The following is a 15,632-nucleotide window of genomic DNA, read 5'->3' on the forward strand; positions in this document are numbered from 1 at the left end:
TTCTTGGAGCTATTACTTTTCTTTCTTTTTAGGAAAAGGTGTGTCTTCTTGCCTAGATTTTTTTGTAGGCTTGGTTGTGCTTTTAGTGGCTCTTTTAGGAGAAGAATTGCTTTTTGAGTTGTTATGTTTTTTAGCTTTGAAGCTTTTTTCTTTAGGAATCTTTTTAGTTTCTAATTCATTGATATCGAAGTTTTTTAATTTGCTTATATCTAATTTTTTACCTAGTAGTTTTTCAATATTTTTAGCATATTCTAGTTCTTCGTCAGAAACTAAAGAAATAGCCTCTCCGCTAGCGCCAGCTCTTCCTGTTCTTCCTATTCGGTGTACATAATCTTCAGCTATATTAGGTAGTTCATAATTAATAACGTGAGGTAGTAAAGGAATGTCTAAACCACGTGCTGCAATATCAGTGGCTACCAATACGCGAATGCTATTTTCTTTAAAGCCTTTCAAGGCTTTTGTTCTAGCTCCTTGACTTTTATTTCCATGTATTGCAGCAGCGGAAATATTTTTTTTAAGAAGCTTTTCTGTGAGTTTATTAGCACCATGCTTTGTTCTTGTAAAAATTAAAACTTGGTTCCAATTCCCCTCAGAGATAAGTTGTGATACCATGGCTGCTTTCTTACTTTTAGGAACTCTATAAATTTTTTGAATTACCATTTCGGCAGCGGTGTTTTCAGGAGCAGCTTCAACAAGTACAGGGGCCTTTAAAATGCTTTTTGCTAATTCTTTAATTTCTTTAGAAAAGGTAGCAGAGAATAATAGATTTTGTCGCTTTTTAGGTAAGAAATTGATGACTTTTTTTATATCTCTAATAAATCCCATGTCTAGCATTCTATCGGCTTCATCCAAAATTAAAATATCAACTCTTTTGAGTGATAGTGCCTTTTGATTATGTAAATCGATTAACCTTCCAGGGGTGGCTACTAATATATCTATCCCTCCTTTTAAAGTAGCTATTTGAGACTTAGGCTTTACGCCTCCAAATATTGCAGTAGATTTGATGTTAAGATATTTACTATAGTCTCTGACATTATCATAAATTTGAGCAGCTAATTCTCTAGTAGGTGTTAAAATTAAGGCTTTTATAGGCCTATATTTAGGGTTTTTAGTTTCAGTTATGATTTGTAATATTGGCAAAGTAAAGCCAGCAGTTTTGCCCGTTCCTGTTTGCGCGGAAGCTAATACGTCTTTTCTATCTAATATTATTGGAATTGCTTTTCCTTGTATCGGAGATGGAGTTGTATATCCTTTTTCTTTAACTGCTTTTAGTAGCTCTTCTGTTAAGCCTAATGATTTGAACGTCATATATGTTTTTTAAGAAATAAGTTAAAATTTCTATTTCTATTAAGATACAAAGGTACGGCTATTTCTACTTAAGAAACGTTTTCTAAGGGAAATTCAAAATGATGCATTAAATTAAAAAGAACAAAGAGTACGTTTTTAGCATACTCTTTGTTCTTTCATTATTTAAAATTGGATATTCCTTTTTGTAACCAGGAATAATATTCATTTGCATCTGGCATATAGCCTACGGGAGTAGTTATATTTTCTTCGTTATGATTTATTAGTACGTAAAATGGTTGTGAATTTGCTTTGTATTTGATAGCTTGGAATTCGCTCCATTTCTGTCCAATATATTTTAGTTTTTTACCAGGTCTTAATTTTGAATCTGTAATTTCATTTTCTTTTAAAGGACGTTTGTCATCTACATATAAAGAAATGAGAACTACATCGTTTTTAAGAATATTTAAAACATTGGGTTGGACCCAAACATTTTGCTCCATTTTACGGCAATTGACACATGCATGCCCTGTAAAATCAATTAATATAGGTTTTCCTACTTTTTTAGCATAGGTAATTCCTTTGTCATAATCGTTAAAAGCAATAATATCATGAGGAGGCATTAAGTGAGCTCCTTCAGGAATTTTTTCTTGATGTTTTTCTGATTTTTCATGAGTATTAGAAATGTTTACATTATTACTTAATTTAGAATACCCAACTCCATAAGGAGCTTCGCTATAGTGTTGTGGAGGAGGAAATGCACTTATTAAATTTAAAGGAGCTCCCCATAATCCTGGGATCATATATATAGTGAATGATAATGTTACGAGTCCCAAGCTTAATCTTCCTACAGAAATATGACTTAAAGGACTGTCATGTGGCAATTGAATTTTTCCAAACAGATAAAAAGAAAGTACCCCAAAAATGGCAATCCAAATAGCAATGAATACTTCTCTCTCTAGCCAATGTAATTGCAATACTAAATCAGCATTTGATAAAAATTTAAAAGCTAAAGCCAGTTCTAAAAAACCTAGTACTACTTTTACTGTATTGAGCCACCCTCCTGATTTGGGAAGAGAGTTTAGCCAGCCAGGGAAAGCCGCAAATAAAGCAAAAGGAATGGCAATTGCTAGTGAAAATCCAAGCATTCCTATCACAGGAGCAAATCCGCCTTTCGAAGCAGCTTCAACTAATAAAGTTCCAACAATAGGACCTGTACAAGAAAAAGAAACAATGGCCAAAGCGAGTGCCATAAAAAACATACCAATTAGACCACCTCGATCAGCTTGAGAATCTACTTTCGTAGCCCATGAACTAGGTAATGTAATTTCGAAAGCTCCTAAGAAAGAAATAGCAAAAATAAGTAGTAGCAAGAAGAAGATAAGATTAAACCAAACATTTGTAGATAAGGCATTTAAAGCGTCTGCTCCAAATATGGCAGTGACTACAGAGCCCAAAAGCACATAAATAGCGATAATCGATATTCCGTAAATAATAGCATTTTTAATTCCGATGGCTTTGTTTTTACTTTGCTTGGTGAAAAAACTTACAGTCATAGGAATCATAGGGAAGACACAAGGTGTTAATAATGCTGCAAATCCAGATAAGAACGCTAATAAAAAGATACTTAGGACTCCTTTATCTTTATAGGTGTTTTTTGAGGTTGTTGCTTTAGTTTCTAGTTCTTTTTTTTTTACAGGGATGCTTAAAGTAAGGTCAAAAACCAAATCTTCATAGGAAGGAGGGAGGCAACTTACATTATTGCAGGCTAAAAACTCTACCTCTCCAGTTATTTTTTGAGAGCTATCCTTTACTTTTATACGTTGTTTAAAAATGGCTTTATTTTCGAAATATTTTATTTTTTTATTAAAAACAGGATCGTGAACTACGTGTCCTTTTCCTTCGCTAGTATTACCTACTAATTCAAAAGGATTATTTTTTTTAAAAGTGAAAATAGTTCCAATAGGTAAATCTTTAGGAACATTTTGTGAGTACAAATGCCACCCTTTTTCAATAGTTGATTTGATAACTAGATTATACTCAGTTTTCGAAATTTTTTCAACTGAAGTACTCCATTTTACAGGGGTGTGAATTTGTGATACAGCAAAAAAGCTTGTCAATAAAAAGCTTAAAAAGAATAGTTTATTTTTCATCTAAAGGATTCTATTATTAATAAATAAAGTCCAAATATATTATTTTAATTGAGGATATGATGTTAACATAAAAGTTAAATAGAACAATTAGTTCTTGTTTACGACGACGCAGAGACAATACAAAAGGAAATGGCTTTTTTTAGAACAAATGTATCACTTTTGAATACCTTTGCAATTATGGGAACTATAAAAGTAAATAACATAAAACTATATGCTTATCATGGCTGTTTGGATGAAGAAGCTAAAATTGGTAGTGAATATAGAGTTGATCTTAAGGTAAACGCAAATTTACAGAAGTCATCAGAAACAGACGATTTAGCTGATACGGTAGATTATGTGCATTTGAACCATATTGTGAAAGAAGAAATGGCTATTAGATCCAAGTTGCTAGAGGAGGTAGCAGCAAGAATTTTAGTTCGAATTCTTAAAGAAATACAACTGGTAAAAAAGGTACGCATAAGCGTAGCAAAAATAAACCCACCAATAGGAGGAAATGTAGAGGAAGTAGCAATTGTTTTAAGAAAAAAACGAAAAGATTAAAAAAAGGCTTGCTAGATGTATAAAAAGTTGTAAATTTGCAGTCCTTGAATTAGGTGTCGTGGCCGAGTGGCTAGGCAGTGGTCTGCAACACCATCTACAGCGGTTCGAATCCGCTCGACACCTCAAGATTCTTTACCATATCAATAGTAAAGAAGTTTATAAAAACTAGGAAAAGAAGTTTACTTCTGTCCAAACTCCTCCTTAGCTCAGTTGGTTAGAGCATCTGACTGTTAATCAGAGGGTCCTTGGTTCGAGTCCAAGAGGGGGAGCAAAATTAAGATCGTATGAAGATTAATCTTCATACGATCTTAATTTTTTTATAGAAAACAGATTGTTTTGAGCGTTGTAAGATTGAGTTTTCTTTTTTTTTAGTTTTTCTAAAAACGAGCTGACTAAAAAAAGCAAGGTATGTAATTGGTAAAGATGGAAGTATGATAAAACCTTTTGTATTCTTTAACAAAAAATATCATTAAAATTCTGCATCTTTGTAAACTATGAGAATTTATCCAATAGAAACAGGTAATTTAAAATTAGATGGAGGCGCTATGTTTGGTGTCGTTCCTAAGTCTATTTGGCAAAAAACAAATCCGGCTGATAATAATAATATGATCGATCTGGGCATGCGTAGTATGCTTATCGAAGATGAGGATCGCTTGATCTTAGTTGATACAGGAATGGGATCAAAACAATCGGATAAGTTTTTTGGGTACTATTATTTATTTGGTAATTTCTCGCTTGACAGTTCTTTAGCAAAGTATGGCTTTCACAGAGATGATATAACAGATGTTTTTTTAACTCACTTGCATTTTGATCATTGTGGAGGAGCTATACAATGGAATAAAGAAAGAACAGGTTATGAACCTGCCTTTAAAAATGCTAAATTTTGGTCAAATGAGCGTCATTGGGATTGGGCAGTAGCTCCGAACCCTAGAGAAAAAGCTTCTTTTTTAAAAGAAAATATTTTGCCTATTGAAGAAAGTGGTCAATTGAATTTTATTCATCGAAATGCAAAAGATCAAATAGGTTTTGACGTACTTTTTATGGATGGTCATACAGAAAAACAAATGTTGCCAAAAATTAAGTACAAAGAAAAAACTATTGTTTTTATGGCAGATTTGTTACCAACAATAGGGCATATTCCACTTCCTTATGTTATGGGATATGACACTCGTCCATTATTAACAATTAAAGAAAAATCCGATTTTTTAAACGAAGCTGCAACTAACGGGTATTATTTATTTCTTGAGCATGATGCTCATAATGAATTATGCACTGTAAAACATACCGAAAAAGGAGTTCGTTTAGAGGAAAACTATAAATTTACAGATATTTTTAATTAAAATTAAATTATGAGAATTTTAAAACCAGTATTTTATACAGCAATAGCAACATTTGCTTTAGCTAGTTGTAAATCTGTTAATAAGATTGCTGTGCCAGCAGGTTCAAATACAGCAATAAACTTACCAGCTAAAAAATCTCCTTTAACGGAAGAACAAAAAAAAGGATGGCAGCATTTGGATTTAGTTACTGATACAATTCCAGGAATGAGTGTTGATAAGGCATATAAATTCTTGGAAGGGAAAAAAGGAATAGAGGTTATTGTAGGTGTAGTAGATAGTGGAACTGACTTGAAACATGAAGACTTAGTAGATGTAGCTTGGGTGAATGAAAAAGAAGTTGTTGGAAATGGAGTTGATGATGATAAAAATGGATACGTAGATGATATTAATGGATGGAATTTTCTAGGGAAATCATACAAAGAACACTTAGAATATGAACGTATCTTAATGAATCCATCTATTGCAGACGCTGAAACTCTAGCGGAAGTAAAAGCTTACCAGCAAGAAAAAGTCAATAAAGCAAAAGAAAATAAGCAACGTTTTAGTGGAATACTAGAGGGGGTAAAGGCCTCTGATAGCGCGTTGACTAAATATTTTGGAAAAGAAGATTATACTAAAGAAGAAGTTCAAGTAATTAATACTAGTGATTCAGAATTATTAAAAGCTGTAGAAACTGCTAAAGGAATATATGGTTTTGGATTTTCTTCTTTAGGAGAAGCTAAAAAGCAATTGGTTAAATTGGTTGAAGGAGCAACGAAAACAATAAAAGGAGATAATTTAAAAATAGATTATCGTATTGTTGTTGGTGATAATGCATATGATATTAAAGATAAGCCTGGTTATGGAGATGCTAACTCGGGGCACTCTGAAAAAGGAGAAGCACACGGTTCTCATGTGTCAGGTATCATTGGAGCTACTAGAAATAATGGCAAAGGAATGAATGGAGTTGCTAATAATGTGAAAATTATGGCAGTTCGTTCAGTTTCAGATGGAGATGAATATGATAAAGATGTTGCCTTAGGCTTACGTTACGCTGTTGATAATGGGGCTAAAGTAATTAATACAAGTTTTGGTAAAGCTTTTTCACCTAACAAGAACTGGGTGTATGATGCTATTAAATATGCCGCCGATAAAGATGTGTTAATTGTGAATGCAGCAGGAAATGATGGTAAAAATATTGACGTAGAAAAAACGTATCCAAATGATGCTCCTGATTTAGTAAATGAAATCTCTGATAATTTCTTAACGGTAGGAGCTATGAGTGCTAATTATAATGAAAATTTACCAGCGAGTTTTTCTAACTATGGAAAGAAAAATGTAGATGTATTTGCGCCTGGAGTTCAAATTTATTCTACAACGCCAGATGGTGAATACAAGAAATTTAGTGGAACTTCAATGGCTTCTCCATCTACGGCAGGAGTTGCTGCACTAATAAGATCTTACTATCCACAACTAAGTGCTAGTCAGGTAAAGCATATTTTGATGAATTCAGGAACCAAAATTGATTTTGAAGTAATTCAACCAGGATCAGCATCGAGGGCAAACCCTGAAGGTAAGAAGGTGCCTTTTTCTGAGTTATCAGTGTCTGGACGTGTTGTAAATGCATACAATGCTTTACGTATGGCAGATAGAATGGTGAATGGAAAGAAATAATCGTTCGATTATACAGATAATAACAAAAAGAGCATTATTAATTTGATGCTCTTTTTTAATTTAAAATAATTAATAGATATGAAGAAAATAATTTTTTTTGGCTTTCTTTTGTTTGTGATAAAGTTCTATGGGAGAGTACCTCAAAATAAGAAGTTTATAAGTAATGGATATTGGCAGCAACATGTGGATTATACAATGGATATCGATATGGATGTTGAAACATTTCGGTATCAAGGAAAACAAACGTTAATATATACCAATAACTCTCCAGATGTATTGAAAAAGGTATATTATCACTTGTACTTTAATGCATTTCAGCCGAATTCGCAAATGGACATACGCTCTAGGAATATTAAAGATCCAGATGGTAGGGTGAAGGATAGAATTAGCAAATTATTACCTTCTGAGGTAGGTTATATCAAAGTAAAATCATTAAAGCAAAATGGAATCAACGTAAGAAAAGAAGTCGTAGGTACTATTTTGGAAGTAACTTTAAATAAGCCAATAAAATCAGGAGAACAAGCAACTTTTGAGATGTTATTTGAAGCTCAAGTACCCAAGCAAATACGTCGCTCAGGTCGTAATAACTCAGAAGGAGTAGCGTTGTCAATGACGCAATGGTACCCAAAGATGGCAGAGTATGATTTCCAAGGATGGCACACTCCCCCGTATTTAGGTAGGGAGTTTCACGGGGTTTGGGGAAATTTTGATGTAACTCTTCATATAGATAAAAATTATGTAGTAGGAGGAAGTGGATATGTTCAAAACCCTCAAGAAGTTGGACATGGTTATGAAAATAAAAATGAAAAACTACGTATTCCAAGAGGAAAAAAGTTAACATGGAAATTCAAAGCTCCGAATGTACATGATTTTACTTGGGCAGCAGATCCAGAATATACTCATGATGTATTTAAAATGAATAATGGAATTGATCTTCATTTCTTGTATAAGAAAACACTGGATCGATCTTTTAAAGAAAACTGGAAGAAATTACAACCTAAAACAGCGGAGTTGATAAACTATTTTAGTAAAAATATTGGGCAATATCCATATAAACAATATTCTGTAATTCAAGGAGGAGATGGAGGAATGGAATATGCTATGTGCACGTTAATTACAGGAAAGAGAAAGTGGAGAAGTTTATTTGGAGTAACAGCGCATGAAATAGCACATACTTGGTTTCAATTTTTGTTAGCAACTAATGAGAGCTTACATCCATGGATGGATGAAGGGTTTACTACATATGTGTCTAATAAAGCGGAAAATGAAATATTGAGAGGAGGAGCAAATAACCCTCATGAAGGCTCATACAGAGGGTATCACTATGTAGTAAGAACAGGAACTGAAGAACCTTTATCTACACATGCTGATAGATATGATACGAACAGAGCTTATGGAATTGCTAGTTATTCTAAAGGAAATATTTTCTTATCTCAATTAGAATATATTATAGGGGAAGAAAATGTCAGAAAAACATTAAAGAAGTATTTTGATGATTTTGCGTTTAAGCATCCTACTCCTAATGATATTCAGCGAACGGCAGAGAAAGTTTCAGGGATACATTTAGGATGGTATTTGAATGAATGGACGCAAACTACACATACGATTGATTATGGTATAAGATCAGTAGAAGGAAATAAAATAATACTAGAAAGAATAGGTAAAATGCCAATGCCTATTGATGTGGAAGTAGTTTACAAGGATGGAACGAAAGAAATGTTTAACATTCCACTAAGGATGATGAGGGGAGAGAAACCGACATCGGCAACCATTCTTGAAGATTGGACGTTTGCTCATCCAACATATACATTTGCAACAAGAAAAGCAGTGAAATCAGTTACAATAGATCCATCTCAGTTGATGGCGGATATAGAATTAAACAATAATACTTTTTATCTGAACTAAAAGAGGTAATTAAAGTACTTTTAAAAGTGGTGAAATCCTATGTGTTTCACTGCTTTTTTTATTTGTGAAAATAGTTATTTTTGTAGTTGAATAAACGAGTCATATATTATGTCAGAAGAAAAAAAATCATTGAATTTTTTAGAGCAAATTATAGAAGAAGATTTAGCAAGCGGAATGCCAAAGGAAAAGCTACGTTTTCGTTTTCCGCCAGAGCCTAACGGATATTTACATATTGGTCATACAAAAGCGATTGGAATTAGTTTTGGTTTGGGGGAGAAATATAATGCTCCTGTAAACCTTCGTTTTGATGATACAAATCCAGCGAAAGAAGAGCAAGAGTATGTAGATGCTATTAAGAAAGATATCTCATGGTTGGGGTATCATTGGGAAAATGAATTGTATTCGTCAGATTATTTTCAGCAGTTATATGATTGGGCAATTCAATTAATAAAGGATGGAAAGGCGTATGTTGATAGCCAAACATCAGAAGAAATGGCAGCGCAAAAAGGAACACCTACAAAAGCGGGTACGAATAGTCCGTATAGAAATAGATCTGTAGAAGAAAACTTAGAGCTATTTGAAAGAATGAAAAATGGTGATTTTGAGGAAGGGGAGCATATTTTAAGGGCTAAGATAGATATGAGTTCTCCAAATATGTTACTGCGTGACCCTATAATGTATCGCATTTTATATAAAGAACACCATCGAACAGGAAATGACTGGAACATTTATCCAATGTATGATTGGACACATGGAGAAAGCGATTATTTAGAACAGGTATCTCATTCATTGTGCTCTTTAGAATTTAAGCCACATAGAGATTTATACAATTGGTTTAGAGATCACATATATGAATATGGGAAATCAACCTATCCATTAGCACCTAAGCAACGTGAATTTTCACGTTTAAATTTGAGTTATACGATTATGAGTAAGCGTAAACTCTTAAAACTAGTAGAAGAAGGTATTGTAAAAGGTTGGGATGATCCAAGAATGCCAACGATTTCAGGATTAAGACGTAGAGGATACACGCCAGCATCTATAAGAAATTTTATAGAAACAGTTGGGGTTTCTAAGAGAGAAAATGTTATTGATGTAGCTTTATTAGAGTTTAAAATTCGTGAAGACTTGAATAAAACTGCAAATAGGGTTATGGGAGTTTTAGATCCTGTGAAAGTTGTGATTACAAATTACCCAGAGGGAGAAAAAGAAATGTTAATAGCAGAAAATAATCCTGAAGATGAAAATTCAGGAACGAGAGAAGTTCCTTTTTCTAGAGAGATTTACATAGAAAAAGAAGATTTTAGAGAAGAGGCTAATAAAAAGTTTTTCCGACTGAAGCTTGGCAAGGAGGTTCGTTTAAAAAATGCCTATATTATTAAAGCGGAAAGCTGTATCAAAGATGCGCAAGGAAATGTTACCGAAATTCACTGCACTTATGATCCTTTAACTAGATCAGGAAGCGGTACTGAAGAAAGTAAGAGAAAGGTAAAAGGAACCTTACACTGGGTTTCTATAGAAGATGCAGTGCAAGCAGAGGTTAGAGTTTATGATAGATTATTTTTAGATGAAGCTCCTGATGGGCATAAAGATAAAGAGTTTATGGAATTTTTAAATCCTAGCTCCTTAAAAATAATTAATGCATTTGTTGAGCCAAGTTTACAGACAGCTGCAATAGGTGATAGGTTTCAATTTCAACGCCTAGGTTATTTTAATGTAGATGATGAGACTACAGCAGAGAAGCTGGTTTTTAATAAAACAGTTGGTTTGAGAGATAACTGGGCTAAAAAAAATTAATTACTCTACAATAAAAACTTCATTTATATTCCAATTCGCTCTTAATTTAAGAGCGGTTGGGAAATAAATTACTTTTTCTGGTTGTTCTCTTAACAAGAAGTTACCGGTATCCCAAACATTATTTTTATTAGTATCAATAATAGCTCTAATGGTGTATTCTGCTGGTTCGAGTAGTTTGAAATCGATTTTTTGAGAAGCGCTAATACTTTTTGAGTTTACGATGGCGTTTCCTTTTCCAAGCAATTGAATAAGCACTGTTTTATTCGTGTTGTTTCTAATATCTAATGTAATGCTACCATAATCTTCTATAGTTTTTGTTCTAAAATTATAAACTAAAGTATCTTTATTAGAAGTTTGATATAAGTCGGTAATAGCCTTAGGAAACAAAGTCAAACGATAATTTGTTTTTGGTGTTTCATCAAACAAGACAGCTAATTTGTTAAATTCTTTTTTGTACAATTTATAGTTTATCTTAATAGAATCTTTTTGTACAAGGTGGAATTTTGTGGAGTCTATTTTGGTGATGGGATTATTTGTTGTTAAAAATAATGTGTCATTTAGTTTTAAGTTTGCATTTACCGTTGAAGAAATCAGTAAAGAGTCTATTTTTTTCTTTCGAAGCATAACAGTAGTCTCGTCTATAGAGTTACCGTTGCTAACATTAAAATGTAAAGAATCTGCTTGAAAAGGAGTGTACCAATAATGGAGGGTATCTTTTCCTTTTTCAAACTGAGAGAAATTTTTGAAACTAGCAGGAGTTGTAGTAGTTAAGTTAAGTTTCAGGTGTTTTCTTTTTCCTGTAAACCCAAAAATAATATGGCCTTTTGAAACTTCTTTTCCTCTTTTGAAATGAAAGGGTTGTACCTCTTTAAAGAGCTTTAAAGGGTTTTTGATAACACTATCTTTAGGTAATTGAATGGTATCTTTATAAAAAGCGATCTTATCTTCTTTTGGATTAAATAAATAATTCCCACTAATTTCTTTTAAAGCGACAAGTAAATATTTTCCCTTCTTCAGGTTAGTAAGATTAAAGTTTGTCGTATCTAAGGTACTTGTAACATAATTAGGTTTTTCTTTATATATGATAGAGTCGTTATACAAAGAATCTATTTTATAGAGAAGTACGCTGGTATTTTTAGGTGCTTTTTCTTTAAAAGCATCCATAACGAATCCTTTTAAGTATAAAGAATCAATATGCTTTCCTGTTGAGAAAATATATTTAAAACTTTCTAGCTTATTGTTCTCATTATTATCTTGAACAGCGTTACCAAAGTTAAAAGTATAAGTGGTGTTAGGAGCTAAGGTATCAAGAATTTTAATAGAAATGTACTTACTAGGAGTTCCTTGAGGAGTAATTATAGGTGCATTTTTCATTGGAGGGGAAATGACCAACTGTTTTTGTAGATCTTTTAAAACTATATATTCATCAAAATAAATTTTAATGTTTTTTTTATCAAAGTTAACCGTTTTGTAAGGAGGGTTTGCAGTAACCATTATAGGAGCTTTTTCGTCTTTAGGACCACCTTCAGGACGTCCTTTTCTGGCACAATTTGTTAGGAAGTAAATAACAATAAAAAATGATAAGAATAAAAAAAGCCTTTTCACAAAAAGAGATTTACAAATTAAAAGTCAAAAGTAGTAAAACTATGCAGTATTTTTTTACAAAATCTAGTACATTTCAGTATAAGCCATAGTTGCTATGCTAATAGTGATGTTGGGCACCTTTAAAAGCTCATTGCAACAAGCTTCAATAGTAGCACCAGTAGTAATAACATCATCAATGAGTAAAATGTGCTTATTCGCTAAAACAGTAGGAGTATTTAAAGAAAAGGATGTACTCGTGTTTGAAAATCTATTAAGACGGTGTTTTAAAGTTTGGGTATGGGTCATAGATTTTTTAATAAGGAGGTTAGGATTATAGGTGATATTTAGTATCCTACTTAAAGATTCTCCAAATAGTGTTAGCTGGTTATAGCCTCTTTTTTTTAATTTTTTAGGATGAAGTGGCACAGGAATGATATAATCAATATTGTTGAATTCATTAGATTCCTTTAGCTGGTAACCAAGCCAATTACCAATAAAAGCGCCTATTTTTTGATTGTTTTTGTATTTTAACTCTTGAATTAAACGTTGCGTAATTCCTTGTTTTTGATAATAAAAGAAAGAAACAGCTTTGTTTATAGGAACTCTTCCATAGAAAGAAGTTACTATTTTATTGTTAGTATAATCGTTATAAGAAATTATAGGTAGTTTATGCCGGCATTGTATGCATAAAATCAATTCATTTTGTAACAGAGCTTTGCTACAAGTTGCACATGAGTTTGGGAAAAATAAATAGAATATGTCTTTTAAAAGTTGCATCTTTACAGCATGTTTTTTGAGTATAAAAGTACAAAAACATTATAAATCAGTATTTTGAGTAAGAAATTTAACTTTTTTAGAGAAGCAATTAAAAACTATAAAACATCAGGAACCGTTGTTCCTAGTTCGCGTTATCTCGCAGAAAAAATGTTAAAAAATGTTAATTTTGAAGAAGCCAATGTAATTGTTGAATTAGGACCTGGTAATGGAGCTATCACCAATCATATCTTGAAAAAAATTAATAAAGATGCAACCCTAATCTGTTTTGAGATTAATGACATTTTTTATGAAGAATTATTGAAAATAAAGCACAAGCAGTTGATTGTGTTAAAAGCATCTGCTGAAAATGTTGATAAAGAGTTAGAAAAACTAGGCTTTTCTGAAGCAAATCACATTATATCTAGTTTGCCCTTAACCATTATTCCTAAAGAGATTTCTAAAGAAATTTTGAAGAGAAGCAAGGAAGTGTTATCTACAAACGGACTCTTTATACAATATCAATATAGCCTGTCGTATTATAAGAAACTAAAGCGGATTTTTGGCAGCAATATTTCCTTAGATTTTGAGCCTTTAAATTTTCCTCCTGCATTTGTTTATAAATGTGCTAAAAAATAGTATTTTAGCATAAAACAGATATAAAATCTGTCTGTAAAATTCCCCTTAATAAATGACAACAGACAAAAAAAACATAGGCTTAATTGCGTTTTTACTGATGCTAATTGTAGCAATTGGGTACCTGTCCTATCAAAATGCAAAAGATTATTCTGAGTTGAAAAATGCTTTTGAACTTGAGAAGATCGAGCTTGAATTAGAGTTAGATGATGTTATTAGAGATTATGATAACGCAATATCGAGAAAAGAAAACATATCAAAGAAATTAAAAGACCAACTATATAAGATAGTACGATTAAGGGATACTATTAAAAGTTTAAAATCATATAATTATGGTTTAATTAGAAAATATAGGAGAAGAATAGCACGCCTAGAGAGTCAAAACAAAAAGTTGTTTGTTCAAGTAGATTCTTTAAATAATTTGAACAATGAGTTGTTAGCAGAAAATGTAACTGTTAAAGAAGAGCTAGGAGAAAAAGAAGAGCTGAATACAAGTTTAGTACGTAAAAATAAATTGCTTTTCAATAGGAAGAAGAACTTAGAAGAAAAAGTAGCTAAAGCAAAAATTATTAGAACTTCTCAAATTATTGCAATAGCTATGAAAGAAAGTAGCAATGGAAAACTTTCGAGTACTTCAAAATTGAATGATATAGGTTTTTTTAAAGTGAGTTTTGATTTGTTAGAAAATAAGTTTGCAGGGAAAGGATTAAAATCTATTTGTATTCAAATTTTAGATGAGAATAGAAATATAGTTTCAAGAAAGGGAATCACAGTAATAAGAAATAAATCAAAAATTATATATAGTGACCTTTTTGTGGCAGACTACAGAAATAAAGAAACTGGTTTAGTTTCCTTAATAAAAGTAGATAGAGAAAATATTCAGCGAGGAGTATATACTATTAAGGTTTTTGTTGAAGGGATCTATTCAGGAGAAACCATTGTAAAACTTCGTTAATAATGTAAATTTAATGACGCTTAACCCCCCTATAAGATGACTTATAACAAGAAAAAAAATATAACAGTTATTGTATTATCATTGCTAGTTTTGTTCTTATTGTTTTACTCTTTAAAAAAAACAAGAGATTATTCTAATCTAGATACGATATTTCAGGAAGAAAAAAATGAGTTAAAAAATGAGTTAAGCGAAATTATCAAAGATTATACAGATGTTGTTGTAAGGAAAAAGAATTTATCTAAAAGACTTAGAATAGAGCTTAAAAAAATGATAGATTTAAGAGATTCTGTGAAAAATATAAATGTTAAAAACTATAAGCTAATAGGAAAATATAGAAGGAAAATTATCACATTGGAGCGTCAGAATAGAAATTTATTTGCAAAAGTAGATTCGTTAAATGTCTTAAATGATGATTTGAAGCAGGAAAATATAGTAGTAAAGGAGGTTTTAAACCAAAAGAAATCAATTAACGAGACTCTCAAAAAAGAAAATAGGTTACTCGAAGAAAAACAACGAATATTACAAGCTAAAGTGGCTGGCGCGGGTATTTTGAAAACAGGGTCTATAAAAGTAGCAGCAGTAAAAGAAAGAAGTAGTGGAAAATTAACTATCACTTCGAAATCTAGAAGAACAGACGCTTTTAAAATTAATTTTGACCTATTAGAAAACCCGTTTTCTGAAGCAGGAAGTAAACATGTCTATATTCAAATTAAAGATGAGGATAAAAATGTTGTAGCGCCAAAAGGAAAGATGAAGCTGAAAAATGGAAGCAATGTAGTTTATAGCGATTCTATTATCGTAAATTATACAAACCATAAGTTGAGCTTATTGTCTTTAGTTTTAGTAAATAGGGATAATATAAATAAAGGTAAATATACTGTTAGTACATTTGTAGATGGTGCTTTTTCAGGAAATACAACATTGAAGCTAAAGTAACCGTAAAAAAAGCTGTTTTAAAGTGAATAATACGTAGTTATTCACTTTTTTTTTTGATTCTAGTTAAAAAGTTAAATCCTTATTTTATTTTTGCGT

12 protein-coding genes and 2 tRNA genes are annotated in these 15,632 nt (G+C 31.9%); 10 read left to right on the top strand and 4 right to left on the bottom strand.

The annotated features are described in order from the left end of the window. Positions 1-12 precede the first annotated feature (12 nt). Together MARIT_RS00955 and MARIT_RS00960 are read right to left on the bottom strand one after the other, a co-directional pair. Positions 13-1,308: a DEAD/DEAH box helicase gene (locus tag MARIT_RS00955; RefSeq protein WP_024740319.1), complete on the bottom strand. Its 1,296-nt coding sequence runs from the start codon at positions 1,306-1,308 to the stop codon at positions 13-15. A 158-nt stretch (positions 1,309-1,466) separates the two neighbouring features. Then, on the bottom strand, positions 1,467-3,437 hold the full coding sequence (locus MARIT_RS00960) for a protein-disulfide reductase DsbD family protein (RefSeq protein ID WP_024740318.1): 1,971 nt from the start codon (positions 3,435-3,437) through the stop codon (positions 1,467-1,469). A gap of 177 nt (positions 3,438-3,614) precedes the next feature. Here MARIT_RS00960 and folB point away from each other — a divergent pair, with 177 nt between their 5' ends. The 7 genes from folB (at position 3,615) to MARIT_RS00995 (ending at position 10,672) form a co-directional block, all read left to right on the top strand. Further along, a complete protein-coding gene (gene folB, locus MARIT_RS00965) occupies positions 3,615-3,977 on the top strand; it encodes a dihydroneopterin aldolase (RefSeq protein WP_100210532.1) in 363 nt (120 codons plus the stop codon). Between the two features lie 52 nt (positions 3,978-4,029). Next, positions 4,030-4,100 (top strand) — tRNA-Cys (locus MARIT_RS00970). A 72-nt stretch (positions 4,101-4,172) separates the two neighbouring features. After that, positions 4,173-4,246 (top strand) — tRNA-Asn (locus MARIT_RS00975). Between the two features lie 225 nt (positions 4,247-4,471). Next, entirely contained in the window at positions 4,472-5,317 is an 846-nt protein-coding gene (locus tag MARIT_RS00980; protein ID WP_100210533.1) for an MBL fold metallo-hydrolase, read from the top strand. 9 nt (positions 5,318-5,326) lie between these two features. After that, positions 5,327-6,970, top strand: coding sequence for a S8 family peptidase (locus tag MARIT_RS00985; RefSeq protein WP_100210534.1), 1,644 nt, complete (start codon positions 5,327-5,329; stop codon positions 6,968-6,970). Between the two features lie 78 nt (positions 6,971-7,048). Further along, positions 7,049-8,875, top strand: a complete 1,827-nt coding sequence (locus MARIT_RS00990; protein WP_100210535.1) for a M1 family metallopeptidase — start codon at positions 7,049-7,051, stop codon at positions 8,873-8,875. Between the two features lie 108 nt (positions 8,876-8,983). Then, a complete protein-coding gene (locus MARIT_RS00995; RefSeq protein ID WP_100210536.1) occupies positions 8,984-10,672 on the top strand; it encodes a glutamine--tRNA ligase/YqeY domain fusion protein in 1,689 nt (562 codons plus the stop codon). Here MARIT_RS00995 and MARIT_RS01000 read toward each other — a convergent pair whose 3' ends face one another. Both MARIT_RS01000 and MARIT_RS01005 read right to left on the bottom strand, forming a co-directional pair. Continuing rightward, a complete protein-coding gene (locus MARIT_RS01000) occupies positions 10,673-12,277 on the bottom strand; it encodes an Ig-like domain-containing protein (RefSeq protein WP_100210537.1) in 1,605 nt (534 codons plus the stop codon). It abuts the gene before it with no gap. Between the two features lie 63 nt (positions 12,278-12,340). Then, positions 12,341-13,033, bottom strand: a complete 693-nt coding sequence (locus MARIT_RS01005) for a ComF family protein (RefSeq protein WP_100210538.1) — start codon at positions 13,031-13,033, stop codon at positions 12,341-12,343. A gap of 54 nt (positions 13,034-13,087) precedes the next feature. Here MARIT_RS01005 and MARIT_RS01010 point away from each other — a divergent pair, with 54 nt between their 5' ends. The 3 genes from MARIT_RS01010 to MARIT_RS01020 are packed head-to-tail and all read left to right on the top strand — an operon-like array spanning position 13,088 to position 15,536. Further along, on the top strand, positions 13,088-13,648 hold the full coding sequence (locus MARIT_RS01010; protein WP_024740310.1) for a class I SAM-dependent methyltransferase: 561 nt from the start codon (positions 13,088-13,090) through the stop codon (positions 13,646-13,648). 52 nt (positions 13,649-13,700) lie between these two features. Further along, positions 13,701-14,600: a hypothetical protein gene (locus tag MARIT_RS01015; protein ID WP_024740309.1), complete on the top strand. Its 900-nt coding sequence runs from the start codon at positions 13,701-13,703 to the stop codon at positions 14,598-14,600. A 36-nt stretch (positions 14,601-14,636) separates the two neighbouring features. Continuing rightward, positions 14,637-15,536 carry a kinetochore Spc7 family protein gene (locus MARIT_RS01020; RefSeq protein WP_024740308.1) on the top strand — a complete coding sequence of 300 codons (900 nt, stop codon included), beginning with the start codon at positions 14,637-14,639 and terminating at the stop codon, positions 15,534-15,536. Positions 15,537-15,632 lie beyond the last annotated feature (96 nt).

Origin of the sequence: Tenacibaculum maritimum NCIMB 2154 (genome assembly GCF_900119795.1) — a bacterium.
Classification (GTDB): Bacteria; Bacteroidota; Bacteroidia; order Flavobacteriales; family Flavobacteriaceae; genus Polaribacter; species Polaribacter maritimus.

Coding starts and splice junctions, on each gene's coding strand:
- MARIT_RS00985 (WP_100210534.1), top strand. CDS start 5,327: ATGAGAATTTTAAAACCAGTATTTTATACAGCAATAGCAACATTTGCT.
- MARIT_RS01015 (WP_024740309.1), top strand. CDS start 13,701: ATGACAACAGACAAAAAAAACATAGGCTTAATTGCGTTTTTACTGATG.
- MARIT_RS00960 (WP_024740318.1), bottom strand. CDS start 3,437: ATGAAAAATAAACTATTCTTTTTAAGCTTTTTATTGACAAGCTTTTTT.
- MARIT_RS01005 (WP_100210538.1), bottom strand. CDS start 13,033: ATGCAACTTTTAAAAGACATATTCTATTTATTTTTCCCAAACTCATGT.
- MARIT_RS00955 (WP_024740319.1), bottom strand. CDS start 1,308: ATGACGTTCAAATCATTAGGCTTAACAGAAGAGCTACTAAAAGCAGTT.
- MARIT_RS00980 (WP_100210533.1), top strand. CDS start 4,472: ATGAGAATTTATCCAATAGAAACAGGTAATTTAAAATTAGATGGAGGC.
- MARIT_RS00990 (WP_100210535.1), top strand. CDS start 7,049: ATGAAGAAAATAATTTTTTTTGGCTTTCTTTTGTTTGTGATAAAGTTC.
- MARIT_RS00995 (WP_100210536.1), top strand. CDS start 8,984: ATGTCAGAAGAAAAAAAATCATTGAATTTTTTAGAGCAAATTATAGAA.
- folB (WP_100210532.1), top strand. CDS start 3,615: ATGGGAACTATAAAAGTAAATAACATAAAACTATATGCTTATCATGGC.
- MARIT_RS01020 (WP_024740308.1), top strand. CDS start 14,637: ATGACTTATAACAAGAAAAAAAATATAACAGTTATTGTATTATCATTG.